The sequence below is a fragment of the Thermomonas sp. genome (assembly GCF_019104945.1).
Taxonomy (GTDB): Bacteria; Pseudomonadota; Gammaproteobacteria; order Xanthomonadales; family Xanthomonadaceae; genus Thermomonas.
In genome coordinates this window covers 96,525-122,794 of record NZ_JAHRWW010000048.1, presented here as the reverse complement: position 1 = coordinate 122,794, position 26,270 = coordinate 96,525, and the positions used below count along the sequence as shown (strand labels likewise).

Sequence of the window (26,270 nt, the reverse complement as noted above, 5' to 3'; positions counted from 1 at the left end):
TTCTTGCCTTCCAAGCCACGCAGGTAGTACAGCTTGCTGGCGCGCACGGCGCCACGGCGCTTCACTTCCACCGAGTCGATGGTGGCGCTGTGGGTCTGGAACACGCGCTCCACGCCGAAGCCGTAAGAAATCTTGCGCACGGTGAACGCGGAGTTCAGGCCGGCATTTTTCTTCGCAATGACCACGCCTTCGTAGGCCTGCACGCGCTCGCGGTTACCTTCCTTCACCTTCACGTTGACAATCACGGTGTCACCGGGGCCGAAGTCGGGCAGTTTGCGGGTGGCTTGGGCGGATTCGAATTCTTGCAGCAGGGTATGGATCGAAGGCTTGCTCATGGGATTAACCTATTGATGGTGTGTTGCGTGCGTTGCACGCGCCTGTTGGATTGATTATTGCGCGAGTGCACGTGGACCCGCGTCATGGCACTAAAAAACAAAAGCAGGGCATGGCCCAGCCGCGCATTATAACGGAAATTTGCCGTGTGTGCGAAATTCGGCCAATAGCGCTGCGTCTTGCTTGGACAGCCCGGCTTCATTGAGCAAGTCGGGCCGACGCAGCCACGTGCGCCCTAGCGATTGCATCCGCCGCCAGCGCGCAATTTGCGCGTGGTTGCCCGAGAGCAGCACGTCCGGCACCGCGCCCAGCGCATGCTCCACCGGGCGGGTGTAGTGCGGGCAGTCCAGCAGGCCGTCGCCTTCAAAACTGTCTTGTACGGCCGATTCAGCATCACCTAGCGCGCCATCTTGTAACCGCGCCACCGCATCAATCACAACCGCAGCTGCGAGCTCTCCGCCAGACAGCACATAATCGCCAATGGAAATTTCTTCATCCACTTCGGCCTGCAGCAAGCGCTCGTCCACACCCTCGTAGCGGCCACAGAGCAAGGCAATACGCGGCATGCCTGCCAATTCACGGGCTTTAGCTTGGGTCAGCGGCGTGCCTTGCGGGCTTAGATACACCACATGCGCGGGCGCATTATCGGCTTCACGCATGGCGCGCAGTGTTGCTTGCAATGGCTCGATCAGCATCACCATACCAGGGCCGCCACCAAACGGGCGGTCGTCCACACGGCGGTAATTGCCTTCAGCATAATCACGCGGGTTCCAGCCGTGGATCGACAGCAGACCGCGCTCGCTGGCACGCCCAACCACGCCGTGCGAGGCCATTTGCATTACAAATTCTGGAAACAGGCTAATGATGTCAAAGCGCATCATGCCGCCTTAGAAGTCCGCGTCCCAATCAACGGTGACAAGGCCACTTTCGAAATCCACGCTACATATGTAGCTGGGCTGCACAAACGGGATCATGCGCTCACGCTCGCCCTGCGCTACCAGCACATCGTTCGCGCCGTTATTAAACAGATAGGCCACGCGACCAAAGTCTGCGCCTTCGGTATTCACCACGTGCAGGCCTTCAAGATCGACCCAGTAATACTCACCCGGAGCCGGCGGCGGCAGCGCCGAACGCGGTACTTGTATCTCTACTCCGCGCAGCGCATCGGCGGCGTCGCGGTCGTTGACCTCAGGCAACGTGGCGATCAAGCCTTTCGCGCCCGCCCGCACTTTAACCCCTTCAACCAGACGGGTATTGCCACGCGCATCGCGCAGCGTCCACGGCTGATAGCGGGCAATGGTTTTTTCTGGGTCGGTAAAGCTTTCTAGCTTTACTTCCCCACGAACGCCGAACGCACCGTGCAACCGGCCTACGGTAAGCATCCGCTGGCCTGTTGCCGGTGCGCTCATATGCTTTGCTCCATGCGCCGCCGAAGCGGCGCGAGGAAATTAGGCGGCTGCCTTGTTGGCAACCTTGTACAGGTCGGCCACTTTCTCGGTCAGCTGTGCGCCGTTGTCCACCCAGAACTTCATGCGCTCAAGGTTCAGCTCAACGCGCTTTTCCTGACCCTGTGCCACCGGGTTGTAGAAACCCACGCGCTCGATATTGCGACCTTCACGGGCGCTGCGGCTGTCGGTGACGATGATGTGGTAGAAAGGACGCTTCTTGGCGCCGCCACGGGTAAGGCGAATCTTGACCATTGCTTTATCTCTGTGTTGCCCAGCGGCCGGGATGGCCGGGTAAGCCGCTAAGTATAGCGGGATTTTGGCGGCAACGCCAAATCCCAGCTAACTTTACAAATTACTTCGCCCGGTGCGGGCTCACATAATCCTTCACTGTGGTGCGAAATGCGATATTGAAACGGTTCCAGCCGTTAATCGCGATAATCGCCAAGGTCAGGTTCACCAGCTCTTTTTCGTCGAAGTATTTGCGCGCTTCTTCATAGGTCGCATTTGACACGTCTTGCGTGTTTGCCACGCGCGTAACTTCTTCGGTCCACGCCAGCGCGGCGCGTTCTTTTGGGGTGTAGCAATGGGCATCGCGCCACGCGGCGAGCAGGTACAGACGCTGCTCGGTTTCGCCCTGCGCACGCGCGTCTTTGGTGTGCATTTCAAGGCACCAAGCGCAGCCGTTGATTTGCGAAGCGCGCGACTTCACCAGCTCTAGCAGACTTTCTTCCAGCCCTAAATGGTGAATCTGCTGCTCAAGCTGCAGCATCGCCTTGAATGCTTCCGGTGAAGCGGTTTGATACGCCAAACGCTGTGACATAAGACCTCCTTTCGGTCTTTAGTGATTTGGAAACAGCTGTTGTAGCGCGTCGTAGCCGAAGGCCGCGTCAAGAGCGTCAAAATTCCCGTTTTCACGTAGTCTCTGCGCCACATCGCGTGCGGCAGAAAGCGCCACCATCGACAGCCGCGTAGCTGTACTTACCCGCGCCACACCAAGTTTGCCCAGTTCCGCTAAGTTCGGCAGCCCAGCACGCGCACCGATATTCACCGGGGCGGCTACATCCTTGCAGAACCGCGCAATCGTGTCCGGATCGCTGAGCGCAATGGGGTAGATACCATTGGCGCCTGCTTCTAAATATGCGTTTGCGCGCTGCACGGCATCGGCATAGATCGCCTCGGCGCTCGCTCCACCAACAATCCAGCCGTCCACGCGCGCATTGATAAACGCGGGAACACCGGCCGCATCTGCCGCTTGGCGCGCAGCCGCAATGCGCCCTGCCGCCTCTTTGAGCGGCCGCAGTGTTGCGTGCGCGATACCGTCTTCAAGATTCAACCCCACCGCGCCGGTATCCAGCAGTGCGCGCACACTCTCACTCACGTCCTGCGGCGTGGCACCGAAGCCTGCTTCAAAATCGACCGTCACCGGCAGCGCCGTGACCCGCACCATGCGCCGTACCGCAGCCAGCAACTCGGCAAGCGGTAATTGCTCGCCATCGGCATAGCCCAGCGACCACGCCACGCCACCACTGGTGGTGGCGATGGCGGTATAACCAAGGCTGGCAAAGACCGCTGCGCTGCCCGCATCCCACGCATTGGGCAGCAGTAGGGGCTGCCCGGTGTGGTGCAGTGCCTGGAAGTGGTGCGCCTTATCCACCACGGTTTAGCGAAACGGCATGCCGCCGCGCCCGCCCATCATTCCGGACAGGCCACGCATCATGCCTTTCATGCCGCCACGCCCCAGCTTGCCCATCATTTTTTCCATCTGCTGGTATTGCTTCAGCACCTTGTTGACGTCGGCTGGGGTCAGGCCGGAACCACGCGCCACGCGGGCGCGGCGCGAGCCGTTCAAGAGGTCGGGGTTGCGGCGCTCTTTCTTGGTCATCGAATTGATGACCGCGATCATGCGCGGCACTTCCTTGCCGGTGACTTGCTGCTTCACCGATTCCGGCAATTGCCCCATGCCCGGCAGCTTGTCCATCAGGCCGTGCAGGCCACCCATGTTCTGCATCTGCTCGAGTTGGTCGCGCATGTCGTTGAGGTCGAACTTCTTGCCCTTGGCGACCTTCTCGGCGAGCTTTTGCGCCTTGTCTTTATCCACTTGGGATTCGACCTGCTCGACCAGCGACAGCACGTCGCCCATGTCGAGGATGCGGCCGGCGGCGCGGTCGGGGTGGAACACATCCAACCCATCGGGCTTTTCACCAACGCCGACGAACTTGATCGGCTTGCCGGTGATATAGCGCACGGAAAGCGCCGCACCGCCACGGGCGTCGCCATCGGTTTTGGTCAGCACCACGCCGGTCAGCGGCAGCGCCTCGCCGAAGTGCTTGGCGGTGACGGCGGCGTCTTGGCCGGTCATCGAATCGACCACGAACAGGGTTTCAACCGGATTGACCGCGCCGTGCAGGGCCTTGATCTCGGCCATCATCGCATCGTCAATGCTGGTGCGGCCGGCGGTATCGACGATCAGCACGTCGGCAAAAGTTTTCTTCGCCTCGTCAATGGCGGCCTTCACAATCGCTTCGGGCTTTTGCGACGCATCGGACGGGAAGAAAATCGCACCGACCTGCCCTGCCAGCGTCTGCAGCTGCTCGATGGCGGCCGGGCGGTAAACGTCGGCGGACACCACCATCACCTTCTTCTTGCGTTTTTCTTTCAGGTGCTTGGCGAGCTTGCCAACGGTGGTGGTCTTACCGGCACCTTGCAGGCCGGCCATCAAAATAACAGCCGGAGCAGGCACGTTGAGGTTCAGATCGGAAGCCTGCGCGCCCATTACCAGCGCCAGTTCGTCGCGCACGATCTTCACCAGCACTTGGCCGGGGCTGAGCGAGCGCATCACTTCTTGGCCCACCGCGCGCACCTTGATGCGCTGGATTAGCGCCTGCACCACCGGCAGGGCCACATCGGCTTCCAGCAGGGCGATGCGCACCTCGCGCACGGCTTCACTGATATTGGATTCGGTCAGGCGACCGCGGCCACGCAGGCGCTCGATGGTGCCGGACAGGCGCTGGGTTAAGGATTCAAACACGCGGGCGCACCCTTGCTGCTGTAAAAATTGAGATCGGTAAGTATAGCGGCAGACGCTCTTTTCCTCGCGTTATGCGAAACTTTGCGCATGCTCCCTGCAATGACCGCCATCGTTCTCTACTTCGGCAGCGCCATATGGCTAGGCCTTGCTGCGCGCACCGAGCGCACCACGCTACCGCGTGCGCCGCTGTTTCTGGCCATCCCCGCCGTGTTGCTGCACGCCAGTGTGCACTGGCTGGCCTGGCGACAAACAGGTGCCACCGACCTGCATTTCTTTGCCGCGCTTTCACTGGTGGGGCTGGGTATGGCGCTGCTCACCCTATTGGCTGCAAGCGCAGGCCGCATGCAGGCGCTGGGCGTGGTGGTGTTTCCACTCGCAGCGCTCCTTCTACTTAGTTACGCCCTGTATGGGCATAGCACGCTACCCGAACCTTTAGACTGGCGCCTGCTGTTACACGCATGGCTTGCTCTACTCGCCAACGCCACGCTTGCCCTATCCGCTGTCCTTGCGGTGTTTTTATGGTTGCAGGAGCGCGCTCTGCGCCGTCGCACCTTCCACCTCTGGCTGCGCGCTCTGCCGCCACTGACCGAACTGGAAGCTCTGCTCTTTCGCAGCATTGCGGTGGGGTTTGCGCTGCTTACCGCCACCCTGCTCACCGGCGTACTGTTTGTAGATGATCTCTTCGCCCAGCATTTGGTGCACAAAACCGTGCTCAGCGTGCTGTCGTGGCTGGTGTTCGGTGGGCTATTGCTCGGCCGCCACCTGCGCGGCTGGCGCGGCACCAAAGCGGTGCGCTGGACGCTGGCAGCGCTCATCCTGCTGGTGTTGGCCTTTTTTGGCAGCAAATTCGTTTTGGAATTGATCCTGCATCGTTCCGCCTAATAATAACTTGCCAGTGCAATAGTTGCATTGACAAGTAATTTTCATGCGCGCACACTTTTGCGCCATGAATACCCCAACGCCCCCCGATGCCGCGCGCAGTGGTTCCGCGCTCGGCCTACTGTTTCGACAAACCCGCGACGCGATGTGGGCGCGGATGGAAAAAGAGCTGGCAGCCGCTGGGCACGACCTGAACTTCAGCCAGTTCATCACGCTGAAATATCTCGCCACCAGTAGCGCGGGCGTAACCGACTTAGCGCGCCTGGCTTATTTGAACCCCGGTGCGATGACCCGGTTGCTCGACAAACTGGAAGCACGCGGCCTGCTGGAGCGCCGTACCGATCCAAATGATCGGCGTGCGCTGAATATCCACCTCACCCCCGCTGGCAAAGCAATTTGGAGTGATATCGAACAGTGCGGCCAGCGCGTGCGCGAATGCGCGCTCCACGGGATGGACGAGGCCACACGCATTCAACTCACACGCCTGCTGGAACAGGTGCGCGACAACTTGACCTCTTCGGAATAACCCATGTCTCAACGCCTTCCTCTCACCCTTGCGCTGGCCGCAGCGCTGCTTGGTGGCTGTGCCACAGGCGACGGCCTTACCGCACATAACACGCCGCGCGCGATGGCCGATCTGCACGCAAGCCAATCGCTGATAGGCACACAGGTGTCCGACGCTGCTTGGCCTACCGAGCAGTGGTGGGCCGCGTTTGCCGACCCGCAGCTCGATGCGCTGATGCAAGAAGCGCTGGCAAATGCGCCTTCCATTGAAGCCGCCGACGCGCGTACCCGCAAAGCCTTGGCGCAGGCGGGCGTGGCCGACGCGGTGCGCAAACCCTCCGTGGGAGCCAGCGCACAGCTCGCGGGCATGCAGCTTCCCGAAACGTTGGCAGGCGATGAGATCGGCGGGCACTTCAATCTTGCCGATGTGCTGATGCTGAAGCTCGCGTGGAACCCGGATTTTTGGGGCGTTTCGCGCAATAAATGGCAGGCGGCCGTGGGCAACGCCCGTGCCAGCGAAGTGGATGCACAGGCGGCGCGGCTCGCGCTGACCAGCAATATCGCGCTGACCTACGGCGCACTGGCACAGGCGTTTGATGCGCTGGATACCGCAAAAGCCGAAACCACCCGCAGCGAAGCCTTGGTGGCCCTTAACCAGCAACGCATCAAAGCGGGTCTCGATAACGGCATTGCACTTCATCAAAATCAAAGCACCGCTGCGCTGGCACGCCAGCAAACACAGGCCGCCGAGCATCAAATTCAGCAGTTACAAAATGCGCTGGCCGCACTTCTGGGCGCTGGCCCCGACCGTGGTGCGAGCATTACCCGCCCGCAACTACAAACCCCGGCGCTGGTGATCCCTTCCGATCTCCCCAGCGGCCTGTTGGCACGACGCCCCGATATCGTGGCCGCCCGTTGGCGCGTGGAAGCCGCGCAGCGCGGTGTTTACGCGAGCAAGGCAGCGTTCTACCCCAGCATCAACCTCTCTGCGCTTGTGGGGCTAGCTTCAGGCCACCTCAACGAACTCTTCGATAGTAAGGCCCTGCTACTTAGCGGCGGCCCCGCGCTCAGCCTACCCATTTTTGAAGGCGGTTTATTGAAGCAGCAGCTGCGCAGCAGCCAAGCCGATTACGACCTCGCCGTGGCCAGTTACAACCAAACACTACTATCGGCCATTCGCGAAGTAACCGACGCAGTGCAATCGGCGCATGCGTTGGACGCGCAAATTGGCAACGCCAAGCAAGCCTATGACACGGCCCACAAGGCCTATACGCAGGTCGAGCAGCGCCAGCGCGCGGGCCTCGCAACGCGACTTGATCTTCTCAATGCGCAAAAGCCGCTGCTACAACTCGAACACCAGCTAAGCACCCTGCACGCTGTACGCCGCAGCGCCAGCATTCAACTTGAGCAGGCGTTAGGCGGCGGCACCGCCGTAAGCGCCCCAACCGCCACCGCTTCTAACGAATACCGCCATGACCACTGAAACCACACCTAAACACTCTGCCGGCAATGCGGCCCCACTGCCGCCTTCGCAAACCGCGCTGAAGCCCACTGGCAAACGCCGCCGTGCGCTGTTGATTCTGCTCCTGATCGCCCTGATCGTCGGTGCAGGCTGGTCTGCTTACTACCTATTGGTGGCACGCTGGCAGCAGGTCACGGACGATGCCTACATTCAAGGCGATGTCGTCAATATCACCGCGCAAACACCGGGTACAGTGGTTGCCATCAATGCCGACGACGGTATGCGTGTACAAGCAGGGCAAGTGCTCGTTCAACTTGACCCCAATGATGCCAAGGTGGCATTGGAACAAGCCGAGGCCAATCTTGCTGCAACCGTGCGCCAAGTACGCGGCCTGTTTAGCAGTGTTGATACTGCGCAAGCCGATATTGCTGCGCGCGAAGTGGCACTAAAGCAGGCGCGCGAAGACGTGGAGCGCCGTCGCGGGTTGGTGGCCAGTGGAGCTGTTTCTTCTGAAGAATTAGCGCACGCACAAGCCCAGCTACAAGCCGCCGAAGCCGCGCTTTCCGCATCACACGGGCAACTTTCACGCAGCCGCGCTTTGATCGATGCCACCACCGTGGCCAGCCAGCCGCAGGTGCAAGCCGCTGCTGCGCAGCTACGTCAGGCCTATTTGAACCTGCAGCGCGCTGCCGTGGTGGCCCCTATCGACGGCTACGTAGCCAAACGCAGTGTGCAATTAGGCGAACGCATTCAACCGGGTGCTCCGTTGATGGCCGTGGTGCCGCTGCATAGCGTGTGGGTGGACGCTAATTTCAAAGAAACCCAGTTGCACAATATGCGCCTCGGCCAGCCTGTGACACTCACCGCTGACGTGTACGGCGATGACGTGGAATACACCGGCAAACTTGCAAGCTTGGGCCTTGGCACGGGCAGTGCGTTTGCGCTGCTGCCTGCACAAAACGCCAGCGGCAACTGGATCAAGATCGTGCAGCGCGTGCCGGTGCGCATCGAGCTAGACCGCAAGCAGCTGATTGAACACCCGCTACGGCTTGGCATGAGTATGGCGGTGGTGGTCAATGTGCGTGACCAAAGTGGCCGCGTGCTTCCAGAAGCCCCCAACAATAAGCCCGTACTCAGCACCGAGGCCTATGCCAAGCAGTTGCACGATGCCGACGTACTGATCGAATCCATCGTTGAAAAAAACCTCCCCGGCCTGAAGGCTTCCTAACGGCTTCGCCCGCATGACCACGATTGCACAAGAAGAAGGCGCGGCCGGGCTGCCGCCGGGGCCAGAGGCGGGGACACCTACACTGGCTGATTTCCGCCCGCCCAGTGTTGCGCTCACAACGCTTGGGTTGGCGCTGGCTAGCTTCATGCAGGTGCTCGATACCACCATCGCCAATGTGTCGCTTGCCACCATTTCCGGCAACTTAGGCGGCAGTGCCAATCAAGCCACCTGGGTGATTACCTCGTTCGCCGTGAGTACCGCCATTGCGCTACCACTCACCGGATGGCTGGCGCGCCGCTTCGGCGAACGCAAGCTGTTTATGTGGTCAACGCTGGGGTTCGTGTTTGCCTCGTTCCTATGCGGGCTTGCGCACAGCATGGGCTTATTGGTGATGGCGCGCGCCCTGCAGGGCTTGCTTGCTGGCCCTATGTACCCCGTTACGCAGGCGCTGCTGCTATCCATCTACCCACCTGCTAAACGCGGGCACGCACTCGCGCTGCTGGCGATGGTGACTGTGGTTGCACCCATTGCAGGCCCGATCTTGGGCGGCTGGATTACCGATAACTACAGCTGGGAATGGATTTTCTTCATCAATATTCCCATCGGTATTTTTGCCAGTACCGTGGTGGGCGCGCAGCTCAAAGGGCGTCCAGAAAAAACCGATACACCGAAGATGGACTATGTGGGCCTGCTCACCCTTGTACTGGGTGTGGGCGCACTGCAAATCTTGCTGGACCTTGGCAATGATGAAGACTGGTTTTCTTCCACCAAGATCGTGATCTTGGCCATCCTGGCGGTGATTGGCTTGGCTGTATTCATCATTTGGGAACTAACCGACGACGACCCAATTGTTGATTTGCGCCTATTTCGCCACCGCAATTTTGCCGCGGGTACGCTCGCCATGGTGCTGGCCTACGGCGCGTTTTTCAGCGTGGGTATTTTGGTGCCGCTATGGTTGCAGTACGACCTTGGCTACACCGCTATCTGGGCAGGCTTTGCTACGGCGCCCATTGGCATCTTGCCGATTTTACTCACGCCTTTTGTGGGCAAATACGCCAATCGTTTTGATTTGCGCATGCTCGCCAGCTTCGCGTTTATTGCGATGTCCTTCACCAGCTTTATGCGCGCGGGGTTCAACCTCGACGTAGATTTCACCCATGTCGCAATGGTGCAGTTGTTCCAAGGCTTGGGCGTTGCACTGTTCTTCATGCCGGTACTGCAGATTCTGCTTTCCGACCTTGCCCAGCACGAAATCGCTGCAGGTTCGGGGCTAATGACCTTTCTGCGTACGCTGGGCGGCAGCTTCTCGGCCTCGCTCACCACCTACGCGTGGAGCGCACGCGGTGCCACGCATCATGCCCAGCTCACCGAGCACGTTTCAACGCTTGATCCCAACACCATGCAGCAAGTGGCGCAATATGGCGGGGGCGATATACAGCGCGGCGCGGCTGTTGTAGAGCGCATGATTTCCAACCAAGCCTCGCAGATCAGCTTCAACGAAATTTTCTATTTGCTCGGCATCATCTTTATTTGTGTCATCGCGTTTATTTGGGTGGCCAAACCGCCATTTGGCGCGAAAGCCGGGCCACCGGGAGGCGGTGGGCACTAATTTCACGCCCCCTCTTGACATTTCCTTTGCTGCACCACAGCATCGACAGGATGAAGTCTCTTACCGCTCACACCCTCCTTATTCAGCTGGTACTTATTAGTCCCTGCCAGTGCGGAGCGGTGCGTCGAGCCAGATGAACTAAACATCCCGACCTCCGAAACCCCGCACCGGGCCTCCCGTGCGGGGTTTTCTTTTGCCCCTTCCTTAGCCACTTCAGACACTCACGGAGTACATGCCACGATGAAAAGCGATGCCATCAAATCCGGCCCCGTTCACGCCCCGGCCCGCGCCATGCTGCGCGCCACCGGCCTTGATGATGCCGCGATTGCCAAGCCCATGATCGCTATCGTGCATACATGGACGGATGTATCTCCGTGCAACCTTAACCTGCGCGAGCTAGCGCAGCATGTGCGCGCCGGGGTTCAGGCCAATGGCGGCACCGCTTTTGAATTCAATACCATCGCCGTAACCGACGGCATCGCGATGGGTAGCCCTGGCATGTGCGCCTCGCTGCCCTCGCGCGATTTGATCGCCGATTCGATCGAGCTTGCGGTGAAAGGCCATTGCCTCGACGGCGTGGTGGTGCTGTGCGGATGCGATAAAACCATCCCTGCCGCCGCCATGGCTCTGGCCCGCCTCGACCTACCGGGGCTGATGCTCTACGGCGGCAGCATCTTGCCGGGCCAGCACAAGGGCAAAGACATCACCATTCAAGACGTATTTGAAGCCGTGGGCGCACACGCGGCGGGCTTGATCGACGCCGAAGAACTTAAGCAGGTGGAAACCGAAGCCTGTAAGTGCGAAGGCGCTTGTGGCGGCCAATTCACCGCCAATACGATGGCGCTCGCCACCACGTTTTTAGGCCTCGCCCCGGTGGGCATGAACGATATTCCCGCGCCCGACCCGAAGAAGCGCGAAGCCGCCCATGCGTGCGGCGTGCGCGTGATGGAGTTAGTACGCGACAATATTTCCGCGCGCTCTTTCCTCACTTCTGACGCCATTCGCAACGCCGCTGTAGCCGCCACCTCCACCGCTGGCTCTACCAATACCGTGCTGCATTTAGTGGCGATTGCGCGTGAGGCGGGTGTTGAATTTTCGCTGGACGAGTTCGACGCGATCAGCCGCCGCACGCCGGTGATTGCCGACATGAAACCCGGCGGCCGCTTCATGGCTCCAGATATGTACACCGCCGGTGGCTCGCGCCTGCTCGGGCAGCGTTTGCAACAGGCGGGGTTGATTGTGGATCAGCCCACAGTAAGCGGCAAAACCCTGTTTGAAGAATTTGCTAAGGCTGAAGAAACCAACGGCCAGCAGGTTATTTTGAATGTTGATACTCCGGTAAAGGCACGTGGCGGCTACGGCATCATCTACGGCAACATTGCACCTGAAGGCTGCGTGGTGAAACTTGCTGGGCATAGCGCGCTGCAATTTTCTGGCACCGCGCGCGTGTTTGATGGCGAAGACGCGGCATTTGCCGCCGTGCAGCGCCGCGAAATCGTGGCGGGTGACGTGGTGGTGATCCGTGGTGAAGGGCCAGTGGGTGGGCCAGGGATGCGCGAAATGCTCGCGGTTACCGCTGCGCTTATTGGCCAAGGGCTGGGCGGCGACGTGGCGCTGATTACCGACGGCCGTTTCTCCGGCGCCACTTACGGCTTCATGATTGGCCATATCTGCCCGGAAGCCGCGCTGGATGGCCCCATTGGCCGCCTGCGCACAGGCGATGCGATCACCATCGACGTGGAAGCACGCACCATTTCCACCACGGCAGATCTCGCCAGCCGCAGCAACGAGTGGCGCCCGGTCAACCCACCGCCCACCTCAGGCGCACTGGCAAAGTTTGCCGCATCGGTGAGTTCGGCCTCTACCGGTGCGTGCACCGGCTTTCCACCACCGCCGGCCTACCTGCGCTAAGAAAGTGGCACCGCTAGGGCAGGCTCACGCCTGCTCTAGCGCATCGGCTAGGCGTTCTACCCCCACAACCTCCATGCCTTTGTAGCTGCCACTTTTCGGCGCATTGGCCTTTGCCACGATGGCACGCTTAAAACCGTGTGTTGCGGCCTCTTTCAGACGTTCTTCGCCATTGGGTACCGGGCGAATTTCGCCCGATAGCCCCACTTCACCAAAGGCGATGGTTTTCTCGGGCAGCGGCGTATCGCGCAGCGACGACAACACCGCCAACAACACCGGCAAATCAGCGGCGGTTTCCTGCACGCGAATACCACCCACCACATTCACGAACACATCTTGATCGCCCACCATCACCCCACCGTGACGGTGCAGCACCGCCAGCAGCATAGCCAAGCGATTACCTTCTAGCCCCACCACCACGCGTCGAGGGTTGGACAGCGGCGAGGCGTCCACCAAGGCTTGCACCTCCACCAGCAGAGGGCGCGTGCCTTCCCGCGTCACCATTACGCAGCTCCCCGGCTGCGGGCGGCCGCTACCGGAAAGAAAAATGGCCGAAGGGTTCGACACCTCGCGCAAGCCGCCATCGGACATCGCAAACACGCCCAGTTCATTAGCCGCACCGAAGCGATTTTTGAACGCGCGCAGCACGCGAAAACGGCTGCCCGAATCGCCTTCAAAATACAGCACAGCGTCCACCATATGCTCCAGCACGCGCGGCCCGGCAATGCCGCCCTCCTTGGTGACATGACCGATCAAAAACACCGCAGTGCCAGTTTCTTTGGCATAACGCACCAGCCTCGCGGCGCTCTCACGCACTTGCGACACCGAACCTGGCGCTGCGGTTAGGGTTTCTGTCCAAAGCGTTTGAATGGAGTCTGCAATCAGTAGCCTCGGCCGCGCAGAAATCGCATGCTCCAAAATGCGTTCTACACAGGTTTCGGCCAACGCCTGCAACCCCTCCAGCGGTAGCCCCAAGCGCTGTGCACGCCCTGCAACCTGCGCCAAAGATTCTTCACCCGTGACATACAGCCCCGGCAAGCTGTGCGCCATTTTCGCCAAAGCCTGCAGCAGTAATGTGGACTTGCCGATGCCCGGATCACCGCCCACCAGCACCACCGCGCCTTCCGCCAAGCCGCCGCCCAGCACGCGATCAAATTCGCCAATGCCGGTGCTGGCGCGCGCGCGCTCGTCCACCTGCACATCGGCCAAGGCAGTGATCTTCGGCGCGTCCACCTTACCCGCCCAGCCGCTGCGGCGTGCAGCGGGCGAAGCTGTGGCCGTGACGGGCTCTAACACGATCTGCGATAGCGTATTCCACGCCCCGCAGGCCTCGCACTGCCCCTGCCATTTGGCGTAATCCGCGCCACACTCGCTGCAGACAAAAGCCGTGCGTGGTTTATTCGTTGTTTTAGCCATGCGTCAAAAAGAGAAGCCTTTAGGGGAACCCCATCTTAGACAGTGCGCGTCGCAAAGACTGCGACAGGCCGCTAAAGTTTTCTGCAGCGCAGCCGCTAACGACTCTGAGGTCGTCTTTAGTGCGGTGCCCCCATGATTATTTCCGGCTCGAATCTCCAGCTTTCCAGCAGCCACGCCTATTTGGAATACCAGCGCCGTGAAGAGTCGCTGACCGCGTGGAAAGACACCAAGGATGGCCGTCAACAGCTAAAACTAACATCCTCCAGCGAGCAGCTGCGCATGGGGGCCAGCAGCGACTGGCTCACCCTCAGCCAAGAAGCCAGCGAATCATTACCAGAACTGTTTTCAGGCCTGACATCCACCTCCAATACCCCCTCCCCAGGGGTGGATGCCACGGCCGCCGCTAAACCCGCCGACGCCACTGTGGAAAACGTGGGCGAGCTTAGAATGACGATGCTGCGCCTGCTTGTTGAACAGTTTACCGGCCGCAGCATTCAAGTATTTAGCGCCGACGAGCTGACCTCCCCAGACACCACCACCCCCCCACCGGAACTGGCCACCGCAGCGGAAGAACAGCAGGCCAGCCGCAGCCAAGGCAATGGCCGCGTGGGCTGGGGCGTGCGCTATCACGCCGAAGAAGTACACCAAGAAAGCGAAACCACGCAATTTACCGCCAAAGGCATCGTGCGCACGGCAGATGGAAAAGAGATCGAGCTCAACCTCGAACTCAATATGAGCCGCGCATACGCAAGCCGCAGTAGTCTTACCGTAGAGGCGGGTGACGCCAAGCTGAGAGACCCCTTGGTGATCAACTTCAACGGCAATGCGGCGCAGCTCACCCAGACCACGTTCAAATTTGACCTCGACGCCGACGGCCAGAGCGACGACATGCGCTTTGTTGCCCCAGGCAGCGGCTTTTTGGCGCTGGATCACAATGGCGACGGCAAGATCAACAACGGCCGCGAACTGTTTGGCGCGCAAAGCGGCAACGGCTTTGCCGACCTAGCGCAGCATGATGAAGACGGTAACGGCTGGATTGACGAAAAAGACGCCATTTTTAGCCATCTACGCGTTTGGACGCGCGACGAATCGGGTAAAGAGCAGTTAATTGGGCTGCTCAAGCTTGGTGTGGGCGCCCTGTATCTGGGCAATACCGACACCCCATTTGCGCTAAAAGACAACCACAACGCGCTGCAAGGGGCGATCCGCAGCTCTGGCATCTACCTGCGCGAAGACGGCGGAATGGGCACCCTACAACAGATTGATATTGCGGTTTGACGCACAAAATTCGTTGAAATTGCATTTCAACCGGGCTACCCCCTTGCTGTAACGCCTGCATCCCTCTAAAATGCACGGCTCAGTCGGGGTGTAGCTCAGTCTGGTAGAGCGCTACGTTCGGGACGTAGAGGTCGCAGGTTCGAATCCTGTCTCCCCGACCAATCAAATCGTACGATTTGCGATTAAACCGCCAATAGGCGGTTTTTTTGTGCCTGCGCGCGGTATGTTGCAAGTTTCGCCCAAGTCATCGCAGAGTTGACGTATGCGGCCCAATCCAACACCCACCACCCAGCTTCAAAAAGACAGCCCCCTCTTCCGGCGCTGGCTGCTGAAGGTTGTTGCCCCTATCGCCAGCGCGGTTGTGCTCGCCTACGGGCTGCTCATTGCAGTGACGTGGTGGTTTGCCAATACCGAGCACTTAGATACCGCTTTATGGGGCGCAAGTCTTGTGATGCTGATTGCACTGGGCTTTGCCATTAAAAGCAGTTGGGAAATTGCAGTGCAAGTAGTACGGCCACTGGCCGATATCACCCGCGCCGTGGAACAGCTTGGCCAAGGGGCCGCGGTCGAACTTCAGGCAGGCCATGAAGACCGTGCCATCGACCGCCTGCAGCGTGGCATCAATCAGGCTTCAGAACAGCTCACCGCAACGCGCAACCGAATGCAAAGCGAACTGGGCCGCACCACCATCGAGCTGGCCGATAAAAACGCCAAGCTTGAGGCCGCAAACCTTGCGCGTTCGCGGTTATTGGCTGCCGCCAGCCACGACCTTCGCCAGCCGCTCTACGCACTCACACTGTTTTCTTCCACACTGCGCGCCGGTGAAACCGACCCCGACAAAGTGGCGCGCATTCTACACATTGAAGAGTGCGTGGCTTCGCTCGATCAACTTTTTTCCGAATTATTAGACCTCTCGCGCCTTGAATCCGGCAGCATGCACGCCACGCCCGCGCGCGTCGTGCTCGACCACGTATTTGAAGAAGTGAGCCGCAATTTCCGTATGCTGGCCGAAGCACGTGGGCTGCGCCTGATCTTGCGCAAAACGGATGTCTGCGTGCATTGCGACAGAACCATGCTGGCACGCATTCTCAATAATCTTGTCAGTAATGCCCTGCGCTATACCGACGAAGGCGGCGTTCTAATTGGCGCACGCTATCAAAAGGACGGGCGTGTACGGATTGACGTTTGGGATACAGGCTGCGGCATCGCGCCCGAACACCAACAGCGTGTTTTCGAAGAATTTTTCCAGGTCAAACCGCCCCAGCAGCGCGCGGGTGAACACAAACGCGGTCTAGGTCTTGGGCTTGCCACGGTGCACAAGCTTGCCGCGCTCACCGGCAGCAGTATTAGCCTGGCCTCACGCGTGGGGCGTGGCACACGAATTTCTGTCACCCTGCCGCGCTGTCAAAATACTGCAGCCGAAGCCAGCGAAAATAACGACACGCCGCTTGATATCAGCGGCTTGCGTGTACTTGCCATAGACGATGATCCGGTGATCCGCGAAGGCCTGCGCACCTTATTAAAAGAATGGGGCTGCGACGTGCAAACCGCATCTGATCAAGCTCAAGCCCTAGAGCGCCTGCCACGCTGGGCCTCGCCTCCCGACCTTGTGCTCAGTGATCTGCAGCTAGAAAACAATGTCCGTGGCCCGGACGTACTGCGCGCCATCGCGCAGCATTACGGCGAGCCGCCAGAAGCCCCTAGCTTTGCGCGTTTGCTTGTCACAGGAGAAACTCGCCAAGATCAAATCAACGAGCTGGCTCACCTGCATATTCCGATACTGTTCAAACCCGTCGCACCGCAGCGCTTGCGTGAAGCCATGCTGGCCGCTGTGCTCAACAGCCGCGCCAAACAGGGCGGTTAACCGGCAGGTTAGCGCACCATATAAGTCTGCGTATTGAGCTGTAGCACTGCGTCGAACTGCACTTTTTCGTTATCGTCACCAAGATCCATCAGTGCATCCACGCGAAAGCGCAGCGCACGGTCCAGCTCATTCTGCGGCTCTAGCGTGACCCGCACGCGTGTGAGCCGTGGCTCATGAAGCCCAATTGCCTGCTCTAGTGAGCGCCGAATGCGGTCGCGATCATGCGGGCTCAGTAGGCTATAGGCAGAAAAATCAAGAATGCCAAACGTCAACGACGACGCCCTGCATTCTTTATAGGTCTCTGGAATGGTGCGCGCCCCTTCTGAGCGCGTATTGAGCAGGTTCTCAAGGTCGCGTGACACACTGTTACGCAGATCAACGATCGACATCCGTCGCCCCGTATCCTCCGGTAGCGGCGTATTGACCAGTCGATCCATCAACCCACGCATATCAACCTCGCCTGCGGCTAATCACCAAGAAGCCATCAAAAACAGAAACGGCCCGCCGTAGCCAGTACGACGGGCCGCGCAGTGCGCACACAGATCAGGTGGCCTTGTTCAGCGCGCGGTCGTACTGGGCCACGATGGCGCCTTCCAGGCTGCCGTCGGCCTTCTGTGGCATGTATTCGTATTTCATCTTGGTGTAGTTCAAGCTGAAATTATCCACAGGAATAGATGAGCTACCCGCATTGCCACCCGTGGTGAACGAGCTCACCATCACATCTTCCAAGGTGATTTTGAAGTATTCCACCTGCCCAGCCTTACCTCCGGCCTTGCGTGCGGTGAGAACCGCTTTTTTGATGTGATCGCCCGTCGCGGCCGCCTTGACCAACAAAGCGCTGGACTTATCGGTTTGCTTCACGAATTGAATGTCGTGAAAGTCCGCCTTGCCCGTCCCGCCGCCACCGCCGCGCCCCATATTGCCGGCATTAGAGACACCCCACGAGAACGAATCAATTTCGATCTTGTCCTTGTGTTTTTCGTCCAGCGACTCGCCCTTGATACCGTCGAGTTCAAGCAAATAATCGGAAGCCATTTGAGTATCTCCTCAAGGTTTGGATAGGAAAGAAAATTAGCGTGCGGACTTGGGCAGCTCTGCGACGAGGCGCAGTGAGACGCTCAATTCATCCAATTGGTAATGCGGGCGCAAGAACGCAACTGATTTATAAGCCCCCGGCTTACCTGGCACTTCGGCCACTTCAATGCGCGCTTCGCGGAGCGGGTACTGTGCTTTGGCTTCTTGCGAAGCGTTGTCGTCCAGCAGCACGTATTGCGAAATCCAGTTATTAAGGAACAGCTCAACACTGGACTTAGAAGCAAAGCTGCCGATCTTGTCGCGCATCATCGACTTCAAATAGTGCGCAATCCGGCTAACCGCAAAGATGTATTGCAACTGCGAAGACAGGCGCGCATTGGCGTTGGCCGCATCGGTGTTGTACTCCTTGGCCTTCTGCGTGGACTGTGTGGAGAAGAACGCGGCGTAGTCGGTGCCTTTGCAATGCACCAGCGGGATCAACCCAAGATCCGCCAATTCTTTTTCACGGCGGTCGGTAATCGCGATTTCAGTGGGGCACTTCAGTGCCACCTCGCCATCGTCGGTGGCAAAGGTATGGGTAGGCAGACCTTCCACCAAACCACCGCCTTCCACCCCGCGAATCGCCGCGCACCAGCCGTACTTAGCAAACGCATCGGTTACTTTGGTACCCAATGCGTAGGCGGCATTCATCCATAGGTATTTGCCATGGTCCCCGCTATCGGTTCGCTCAACAAAATTGAACGCCTCCACCGGCTCCGTATCCGGCCCATACGGAAGGCGCCCTAATACGTGCGGCATGGTGAGGCCAACGTAACGCGCATCTTCTGAGGCGCGGAAGCTCTTCCACTTGGCGTATTCAACGGTATCGAAAATTTTGGCGAGATCGCGCGGACCAGAGAGCTCGGTAAAGTCATCAAAACCAAGCAGCTCCGGCGATGCCGCGCTTAAAAATGGCGCGTGGGCCGCTGCGCACACATGGGAAATCTCTTCCAGAAGGTACATATCTTCCGGGTGGCGACCAAACTCGAAATCGCCGATGAGCGTTGCAAACGGAGCGCCACCAAAAGTGCCGTATTCTTCTTCGTATAGTTTCTTAAACAGGCTGCTTTGATCAAAATCAGAAGCACTCTTGAAGTCTTTTACCAGCTCTTTCTTGGTGGTGTTAAAGACTTTGATCTTAAGATTGGTGCTGGTCTCGGAGTTATCCACCAGATACTTCAAGCCACGCCAGCTGCCCTCAAGCTGCTGAAATTCTTGCGAGTGCATCACTTCGGAAAGCTGCTCAGACAGCACGCGATCGATCTCGGCAATACGCGCATCCAGCGCGCCAATTGCGTCGGCAGAGACCGTCATGGCACCGTCACTCACCTGCGCAACCAGTTCTGCAATGAGATCGCGCGCGCGGCTGCGCTCACTATCAGACCGTGCAATTTTGCTTTGGCTAAGGATCTGATCAAGCAAGCCGCCTTCTGCGGCTTCTGCAGTTGCGGCGACGGCCGCTTGGGTTTCTGTATTGGACATGATGTTCCTTGCTCGCTTTCGAGTCGAATGGTGTAAAGGGTTTAATCAGCGCGTTATTCGTCTGACTTCTGCCCAACTTCCTTGCCCAGCTGCGCAATCTTGTCGGTGTTTTGCAGCACCTCGTTGAGCAGGTCTTCAAACTTATCGTTACCTGCCGCTTTATTCCGGAGATCCGCCAGCTTCTGCCGTGCCTCTAGCAATTTGCGGAGTGGGTCGATCTGGTTGGCCACGCGCTCTGGTGAAAAGTCTTCCAAACTTCTGAAGGTGAGCTCGACACCTAACTTTGAACCGTCTTCCGCCAGCTTGTTATCCACCTGCATCTGCACGCGGGGCTTCATGCCCTTTAGAACGTCGTCGTAATTATCTTTATCGACATTCACAAACTTACGATCTTTCAGCTTGCCAAGTGGTTCGGCTGGCTGGCCGCTAAAGTTGCCCACGACGCCCGCAACAAACGGAAGTTCTTTCTTCTCAATGGCGTCACCTACTTCAACATCGTAGGTAAGCTGCACGCGTGGGGCGCGTACGCGATCAAGCTTGTGCTGAGTGCTTTCTTTCTTGGCCATGGATATCCCCAAACGCGTGGATGGTGCAATTCTTAAAACCGGAGCCAATGACGCAGTGGGCTCTGGGACGTGGCATTGAGTCTAGAAAGGTGGCGAATGAAGCAACATCCAACGGACGGCCAAACTTGGGCATATGCCGTTCGATATGTTTCTTGCCGTTACTCGCTCGGTGGCAGGCCAACACGGTCGCGAATGGACGACAGTGTGCTTTCATCGCGCACCACTTCTGCCAGCCACTGTTCAAGCGGCATATTGGCCCACGTCACCGCACGGTCTAGTAGGTAGGCAACAGGGCTATGCGGTTCGGTGCGCCGGAAAAACCCAGCAATTTCCCCTAGCGCGCGAAGTGCTGCTTCTTTAGACGCCAAGCTATTACTGCTCAAATTGATCGCCACCCCTGCCCCTCCAGCTGCGGCAATCGATCCACCGCCTGATAATGGAGCATCTACGGCGGCCTCTTCCACTGCCGCAGCACCACCTACACCCGTCAAGCCTTTGGCAGAAGCCACACGCGAATAGATGGTTTGGATTTTCTTAAGCGCGTCATCAATCGCATTAAGGCTAGGGGCCTCGCGTCCTAATTTGGTGTCTGACACGCTGCTAAATTTCGTAAAAGCATCGCGCGCAGCCTGCACTTGCTCGCAGCGCTCGCGGACAAGTGCCTCCGATACGGTCTGCATTTTTCCGTCGAAGGTTTCGCCATTGATGCGCCCTTCGCCTAGTGCTTCTTCGTAGAGATCGCTGCTTTGCCTTGCGATATTGTCCACTTCGCGCGAATCGACCCAACCGGAAAGCGTCAGCGCTGCTTGTGGATCGTCATTGAGCATAATCATTTGCAGGGCACGCGCACCATAAGTCGCAAACCAAGCCAGCTTGCTGGCGCGCTCTTCTACATCGCCATCTTCTGCGCGCGGATAAAGCCCTTCCCAATACGTTTCAAGCAAACCGGTTAACAGATCGAAGCTATCCTTTGCCCCTTCCAACCCATGCCGAGAAATCACCGCCTCTGCCAGCCAGACCGCCGCTTGCAAGTCTTTGCTCGTTCTCAGCAAAATATCTTCAGAAAGGCTTTGTGCTTCTCGCCAATCGGCCACCTTTAATTCTGTCTGCCAGTCACCTTGACCAAGGCTTGGATCATCGGATCTCCGCGCCTCACGGATGCGATCGAACTGATCAGAAAAGCTTGCATCACTGCCGGCCGGATCATCACCTGGAATTGGCGCAAGCAGTTCATTCAAATCAATGGCCATAAGCCCTCCATGTTCGTTATTCCAAAATTACATTCGGCACTTCCGCACGCGCCGTACTTGCGCCGAGGTAGCGCTTCATCTCGTCCGAAAGGTCTATTTTCAAAAACACTTGGGCAGCCCTAAAGCCGCCCTCTGCTGCCTTTTGTCGCTGCTGTGCCCACTGCGCCGGGCTATAGCTATCGCGAAAATCATCTAATCCAAAGGTGTGCGATCCGTTTGCAAAGTCCGCAAGCAGCTGGGTGAAGCCGTCTGTGCCGACATAGGTTTTAATCAGTGCAAACTCATTTTCCTGCGGTGCTGCGGGCCGCATTTCGCTTGTTTCTGGATCAAATGCCTGTTCGGCTGTAGCTGCAGACATGGGCATGGCGATGGCGATGCGCAGCCGCGCTTGCAAGCAGCTTGATGGCGACCAAAACACCTGCGCTGTGGCCTCTGCGAGCGACTCACCTGCTGATGTTGCGCGATAGGTGCGCTCACGGCACTCAATCTCTAGCGTTGTTCCGGATGGCCCTTCATCGAGTGCTCCCATCCGGCTTGGCTGAATTAGCGTAAAGCTCCCTGCCAGAAACGGTGCCACATCGCCCAGAACTGGCTGAAATTTACGCTCGGCCGCCACCATCGCTTGATAGGCAGGTGAAAGTGGCATCGACACGCCATCTACTTTGACAGGAAGCCGCTCTTTTTCTGTGATAAACGGTTTCAGCCAATCATTTACGAACGCCGACAACTTTCCTTGTTGCCCATAAAGAGCTTCGATTTGTTGTTCTTGCGGAAGTGCGGCCAAGGGTTTAACCACACTTTCTTGCCAACGCGCCTGCACGTATTCGCCTGCGCGATGCACTGTAAGTGACAGCAGTAGTTTTGCTGGCCCTTGGACAATGGACCACGCTGCTAGGTCATCACCTTTGAAGGCTGTAGAGAATTTTTCGGCGGGTTTATCGGCTGCATCGATAAGCGTGGTGTAATCGCTTGCTGGCGGCTTATCGGCCTTACCTTTGCTGGTAAATAAATCGGAAGCCAGCTGATAGACATCCTCACCGGAACCTTCTGCCGTGAGGCGTAAATACGCACGTGCATAAAGCGCGTCTTGCCGACTGAGTACGGACATTTGCGTTTCACGCATCGCCAGCAGCCATACGGGAGGCTGAATTTTCTCACCTCCAAAACGCAAACTTCCCGCTAAAAATGTTCCGAAAGGCCGCCACGACGACAGCCACTTCGCCCGCATGTTTGACCATGTCAGCGCCCAGCGCGACGCAAGCGGCCACTCGATCGGCAGCTCGTACAGGTTGCGCTGGGCTGAGTCAAAAAAAAGCGTGTAGGGGTTATCGGTATCACTTGCGCGCTTTAACAGTTCACCATAGCGCCCGCGCCATAAGGCAATACCGCTGCTAAATTGGGCCTGATACTTGGCCCATTGCGAAAAATAATCGTGGAAATAAGCATCGCGCAGATCATCCATCCGCGCTGCACGTTCTGGTGTTTGCTTCCGCAGCGTTTGCAGCATCGGGCGCACCACGCCTTCCCACGTGTCGCGGGTATAGGCCCGTGACACACCTACCGCAAGGCCACCCTCCACACCAACAACGGCGCCTTGTGGAAGCCAAAACGTACTGAGTGAAATGGCCGCGCCACGTTCATCGGCCCATTTTTGTAAATCAGCTGCACGCGGCGTGTAATTGCTCAGCAGCCTGCCCAAAAGGCCTTCAAGCCGGTCATGCTCTGCATCGAGAACATTTTTTTTTTGCCACCTCAGATACCCAAGATAGGTTGCAAATAACGCCTCCGCATTGCTTTTATCGCGCCGCGTATCGTTTTCTGCACTAACAAATGGGGCGAATAGGCGCGACCTTGCGTCGAAGCTGACGTTATTGGCCATTTCCTGCTTGCGGCACGCATCTCCACCTGACCGACACTGATCTAGCAGCCGTAGCCGCTGCGTAATCGCAAGTACATGATCGAGGCCAGCGCGATGCTGGTCGATATCGGTGGCCAGCATCTGATCTTCAGGCGCCAAAATTAGGTTTGAGAAGTCGTTGATGACGCGCTGTTTGAGCTTCTCGATATCGGTATCTGCTCGGCGAATACCAAAGCTGAGTGAGGTTTCGCCTTGCGCTGCTTCTAACGCTTCAATCGTGCGGCCACAGCTTGCGACCCACTCAATTCGCCCCGTTGAAGTACGGTTGGCCACCTCGGCACAAGCACTATGAGTTTGCGCGAGAAGTGCTGCATCATCGCGATGCGCCGCCTTCAGCCCGTAGGCAAAAGAGGCAGACAGGCCCAGCATGGCAAGCACGCCAGCTCCCGCGATGGCGAGCTGCCCTGCATTGCCGCGAAAGCTCGTGCTTGCAAGCGGCTGATCGCTTGGAAGAAAGCGCGTGACCAAATCGGCAACGAATGCACCGCCCCGGTTTGCGGTATCTGCAGCCCCAGCAAAATACAGACCGCGCCAGCGCGGGGTACGCTGGAATGGATTATCTTCCAGCATCAGACCCACAAACTGCGTCAGCCCTGTGCGCGCTAGGCGGATGGATTCAATGAAGTCGAATATCGCACGGCGCTGCTGCGGAGTGTGCTGCGCGCGTAATGCCGTCATGCGTAGTGCAAGCAGGCGGTCTTCGATGGGTTGCATAATTTCCTCAACCCGTCCGCTTGCCGCTGCGCTCACCACTTCGTTCTCGGCAAACCGATGCCCCAGCGCCTGCGCGAACGCTTCGACTGGAAGCGTTGCTCGCATCTGCGTATAGCCGTGCAAGGATTCAAGCCCGCTGATCACGAAATACACCGGCATCTGCACCTGCAAATGCTCCATGGCTTCATCGACCAAGCGGCGTAGGCGCGTGGCCGTTTCTTTCAACGCATCGGCGGGGCCAAGCAATGTTTGAATTGCCACAGTCACCACAATTCCATTGAGCGGAAGTTTTTCACGCTCGTCGGCAAGCTTCATGAGTGCTTGATACCAAAGCCCTCGATCCAAACGCGCACCGGTATCGCACACGACGCGTGGGTGCATCTCGATGGCGATCATGGATTTATGAAACCACCAGCGCCAAACTTCATCGGGATCCATCGGCGGTTTATCGGACGCGGGGAAAGGAGACACCTCGCTTGCGCCGCGCAAGAGCCCATCGACATTGGCGACACGATCACCAATAAATAGCACCCAAGGGATGCGATACAGCGGCGTGCGCCCTTGTGCAATTTCAGGTGCGCGCGCAATGGTGCGTTTCGCTTCCGCGATGGCAGCGGCCATCTTCGCAACGGGCTCGCGCTCTTCTTCCGCATTCCCAGGCCCCAAGTCGCCAATACGCTTGCGCGTGCGTCCTTTAAGCGAAGCCTTGCGTTGGCCGGCCATAAACCACCACAGCACCACCAGCGCCACAACGCACAAACCAAGCACCTGCCAAAACCGCATCGGCAACTGCGGGACAATCGCCATCGCCAAAAACACCAGCCCCGCAAGCACTACCAAGAGCACCAACGTAACTACGATGCGGCGCAGCCACGGCGTTTTCGCCGCATCTGCCCCTTTTGAGTAAAGCGAAAGAATGCGCGAGAACACGTTGCCCACGCTGTTAAACAGATTTTCAATTAAGCTCAGCGGGCTCATCGTGCGGGCTCCGTCTGCATAAACAGGAAGGTGGCGGCAAGCTTCGGGTTATTCCGATTGGCCTCTAGCATTTGTCGCAGGCGCGGTAGGTAGTCCGCGGCTTTATCTACCGTAGGAAGTGACCCTTCATAAAGCGGCACAGGTGAGCTGATCACGGTGATGAGTTCCTGCCCAAACGGCGCCCCCACCACCCAACCCTCTGGTGTATTGCCAATCACCAAAGTTTCACCCGCACGCAGCAGACGGCCGCTATCAGGCTCATTGGGATGCGGGAAGATGTGCGCCATATTGCCATCGACGAAGTAGTAATCCACGTAGATGTAGCCTTCGTAATTGGGCTGGGTAACTTTGATCGTGACTTTTTCGCCTTCAATGAAACGGTCAGAGTGGCCGGTGCTTGGTGTCACCGTGAGTCCATAGCCGTTGTCATCATTGCGCGCCTTATAGGGCTCTAGCACTTTCACAACTTCACAATGCGGCCAGATCCGCAGCTGTAGCTGCGCATCCACCGATTTCACCCCTTCAATACCAGACAGTTGCTGCTTCACCGCGGTCATATCATCGGCCCGCGAAACATAGCCACTGACCTTCACCGTACCGCTATCTTCATCTACACTGGGCTTCAAGTCGGAGCATTCAAACTTTGCAAGCGCCTGCTGCACCGGCACCGTAATGGAGGGCTTCGGCGCTGCCAACAGGATGTAAGCCAAATACACGATTGGGATTAGAAGCGCCACGAGCGCCCCGACCGCAAGCAACATTCGATCCCATTTGCGCGGCAGCTTGGGCCCAGAGGGATCGGCCACACCATACGGCTGCTGGGTAATTTTTTCTTCGCGCAGCGTGTGGATGGGGGCGGGGGCAATAGGCAGTTGCCGCCCGTGCAGCTCTTTGAGCTTACCTAACTCACCGGTGTCGCCGTTTTCGTAATAGTACTGCCCAACAAAACCGCACAGCAGCGCGTGGTAGTACACCTCGCGCACCTCGTCTTCATCTTGTTTCAAGACGGAGAGGTGGGTGAAAAATTCATTCCCGGCATTATTGGTGGTGAACATGCTGACTTGCAGCGGAGACACGCCACTGGTGAGCCACGCCGGATTGCGCGCCATGATCTCATCGATCCAACCAACAACGGCAAACGCGGCGTTATCCACTTGTTCGGGGCGCTTACCATCGGCCAAAGACGCCGACTTGGCGCGTTCGATCAGCTCACGCGCCTTGGCAACCACCGCATCAGCCGCATCGGTTGCTTGATTGGACGACACGCGCTCATCTAGCCCAAGACCAAATGTAAACACCGGTGAAAAGTGGTGAAGAAGTCTGGCCATCGC

The 26,270-nt window shown here is 58.3% G+C and carries 23 protein-coding genes and 1 tRNA gene; 9 read left to right on the top strand and 15 right to left on the bottom strand.

Annotation, left to right across the window (positions count from 1 at the left end):
* The 7 genes from rplS to ffh form a co-directional block, all read right to left on the bottom strand.
* The coding region (rplS, locus tag KUL77_RS11540; RefSeq protein WP_297147293.1) for a 50S ribosomal protein L19 at positions 1–335 on the bottom strand (335 nt) is incomplete at its 3' end.
* A gap of 126 nt (positions 336–461) precedes the next feature.
* On the bottom strand, positions 462–1,211 hold the full coding sequence (gene trmD / locus KUL77_RS11535; protein ID WP_297147298.1) for a tRNA (guanosine(37)-N1)-methyltransferase TrmD: 750 nt from the start codon (positions 1,209–1,211) through the stop codon (positions 462–464).
* A 9-nt stretch (positions 1,212–1,220) separates the two neighbouring features.
* Positions 1,221–1,742: a ribosome maturation factor RimM gene (gene rimM / locus KUL77_RS11530; RefSeq protein ID WP_297147290.1), complete on the bottom strand. Its 522-nt coding sequence runs from the start codon at positions 1,740–1,742 to the stop codon at positions 1,221–1,223.
* A gap of 39 nt (positions 1,743–1,781) precedes the next feature.
* Entirely contained in the window at positions 1,782–2,033 is a 252-nt protein-coding gene (rpsP, locus tag KUL77_RS11525) for a 30S ribosomal protein S16 (RefSeq protein ID WP_297147287.1), read from the bottom strand.
* A gap of 100 nt (positions 2,034–2,133) precedes the next feature.
* A complete protein-coding gene (locus KUL77_RS11520) occupies positions 2,134–2,601 on the bottom strand; it encodes a carboxymuconolactone decarboxylase family protein (protein WP_297147285.1) in 468 nt (155 codons plus the stop codon).
* 18 nt (positions 2,602–2,619) lie between these two features.
* Positions 2,620–3,435, bottom strand: a complete 816-nt coding sequence (locus tag KUL77_RS11515) for an isocitrate lyase/phosphoenolpyruvate mutase family protein (RefSeq protein WP_297147284.1) — start codon at positions 3,433–3,435, stop codon at positions 2,620–2,622.
* A gap of 6 nt (positions 3,436–3,441) precedes the next feature.
* Complete coding sequence (gene ffh, locus KUL77_RS11510; protein ID WP_297147281.1) at positions 3,442–4,809, bottom strand: signal recognition particle protein; 1,368 nt, start codon at positions 4,807–4,809, stop codon at positions 3,442–3,444.
* Positions 4,810–4,896: 87 nt separating this feature from the next.
* Between ffh and ccsA the strand changes: the two genes are divergently transcribed.
* The 6 genes from ccsA to KUL77_RS11480 all read left to right on the top strand — a co-directional run bounded on the left by ccsA (position 4,897) and on the right by KUL77_RS11480 (position 12,402).
* Positions 4,897–5,691, top strand: a complete 795-nt coding sequence (gene ccsA, locus KUL77_RS11505) for a cytochrome c biogenesis protein CcsA (RefSeq protein WP_297147278.1) — start codon at positions 4,897–4,899, stop codon at positions 5,689–5,691.
* A gap of 64 nt (positions 5,692–5,755) precedes the next feature.
* Positions 5,756–6,214: a MarR family transcriptional regulator gene (locus KUL77_RS11500; protein WP_297147276.1), complete on the top strand. Its 459-nt coding sequence runs from the start codon at positions 5,756–5,758 to the stop codon at positions 6,212–6,214.
* Between the two features lie 3 nt (positions 6,215–6,217).
* Positions 6,218–7,675, top strand: a complete 1,458-nt coding sequence (locus KUL77_RS11495; protein WP_297147273.1) for an efflux transporter outer membrane subunit — start codon at positions 6,218–6,220, stop codon at positions 7,673–7,675.
* Entirely contained in the window at positions 7,665–8,882 is a 1,218-nt protein-coding gene (locus tag KUL77_RS11490) for an efflux RND transporter periplasmic adaptor subunit (RefSeq protein WP_297147269.1), read from the top strand. The genes KUL77_RS11495 and KUL77_RS11490 overlap by 11 nt, the downstream gene beginning before the upstream one ends.
* Positions 8,883–8,895: 13 nt before the next feature.
* Complete coding sequence (locus KUL77_RS11485; protein ID WP_297147266.1) at positions 8,896–10,491, top strand: DHA2 family efflux MFS transporter permease subunit; 1,596 nt, start codon at positions 8,896–8,898, stop codon at positions 10,489–10,491.
* 240 nt (positions 10,492–10,731) lie between these two features.
* Positions 10,732–12,402 carry a dihydroxy-acid dehydratase gene (locus KUL77_RS11480; RefSeq protein WP_297147264.1) on the top strand — a complete coding sequence of 557 codons (1,671 nt, stop codon included), beginning with the start codon at positions 10,732–10,734 and terminating at the stop codon, positions 12,400–12,402.
* A gap of 24 nt (positions 12,403–12,426) precedes the next feature.
* On the opposite strand, the gene radA is transcribed toward KUL77_RS11480, so the two are convergent.
* Positions 12,427–13,815 (bottom strand): DNA repair protein RadA, encoded by a 1,389-nt coding sequence (radA, locus tag KUL77_RS11475; RefSeq protein ID WP_297147261.1) that lies wholly within the window; start codon positions 13,813–13,815, stop codon positions 12,427–12,429.
* A gap of 132 nt (positions 13,816–13,947) precedes the next feature.
* Here radA and KUL77_RS11470 point away from each other — a divergent pair, with 132 nt between their 5' ends.
* From KUL77_RS11470 to KUL77_RS11460, 3 genes are all read left to right on the top strand, one after another.
* Positions 13,948–15,093: a hypothetical protein gene (locus tag KUL77_RS11470; protein WP_297147259.1), complete on the top strand. Its 1,146-nt coding sequence runs from the start codon at positions 13,948–13,950 to the stop codon at positions 15,091–15,093.
* Positions 15,094–15,177: 84 nt separating this feature from the next.
* A tRNA-Pro gene (locus tag KUL77_RS11465) sits at positions 15,178–15,254 on the top strand.
* 101 nt (positions 15,255–15,355) lie between these two features.
* Positions 15,356–16,957 (top strand): hybrid sensor histidine kinase/response regulator, encoded by a 1,602-nt coding sequence (locus KUL77_RS11460; protein WP_297147256.1) that lies wholly within the window; start codon positions 15,356–15,358, stop codon positions 16,955–16,957.
* 8 nt (positions 16,958–16,965) lie between these two features.
* On the opposite strand, the gene tssE is transcribed toward KUL77_RS11460, so the two are convergent.
* From tssE to KUL77_RS11425, 7 genes are all read right to left on the bottom strand, one after another.
* Positions 16,966–17,406, bottom strand: a complete 441-nt coding sequence (gene tssE, locus KUL77_RS11455) for a type VI secretion system baseplate subunit TssE (protein WP_297147254.1) — start codon at positions 17,404–17,406, stop codon at positions 16,966–16,968.
* Positions 17,407–17,500: 94 nt separating this feature from the next.
* Positions 17,501–17,992: a type VI secretion system tube protein Hcp gene (locus tag KUL77_RS11450; protein WP_297147251.1), complete on the bottom strand. Its 492-nt coding sequence runs from the start codon at positions 17,990–17,992 to the stop codon at positions 17,501–17,503.
* A gap of 36 nt (positions 17,993–18,028) precedes the next feature.
* A complete protein-coding gene (gene tssC / locus KUL77_RS11445; RefSeq protein ID WP_297147248.1) occupies positions 18,029–19,513 on the bottom strand; it encodes a type VI secretion system contractile sheath large subunit in 1,485 nt (494 codons plus the stop codon).
* 53 nt (positions 19,514–19,566) lie between these two features.
* Positions 19,567–20,079 carry a type VI secretion system contractile sheath small subunit gene (tssB, locus tag KUL77_RS11440; RefSeq protein WP_297147246.1) on the bottom strand — a complete coding sequence of 171 codons (513 nt, stop codon included), beginning with the start codon at positions 20,077–20,079 and terminating at the stop codon, positions 19,567–19,569.
* A gap of 158 nt (positions 20,080–20,237) precedes the next feature.
* A complete protein-coding gene (gene tssA, locus KUL77_RS11435; protein WP_297147244.1) occupies positions 20,238–21,329 on the bottom strand; it encodes a type VI secretion system protein TssA in 1,092 nt (363 codons plus the stop codon).
* A gap of 16 nt (positions 21,330–21,345) precedes the next feature.
* Positions 21,346–24,939, bottom strand: coding sequence for a type VI secretion system protein (locus KUL77_RS11430; protein ID WP_297147242.1), 3,594 nt, complete (start codon positions 24,937–24,939; stop codon positions 21,346–21,348).
* Complete coding sequence (locus tag KUL77_RS11425) at positions 24,936–26,267, bottom strand: DotU family type IV/VI secretion system protein (protein WP_297147240.1); 1,332 nt, start codon at positions 26,265–26,267, stop codon at positions 24,936–24,938. Before KUL77_RS11425 ends, KUL77_RS11430 begins: the two co-directional genes overlap by 4 nt.
* Between the last annotated feature and the right edge of the window lie 3 nt (positions 26,268–26,270).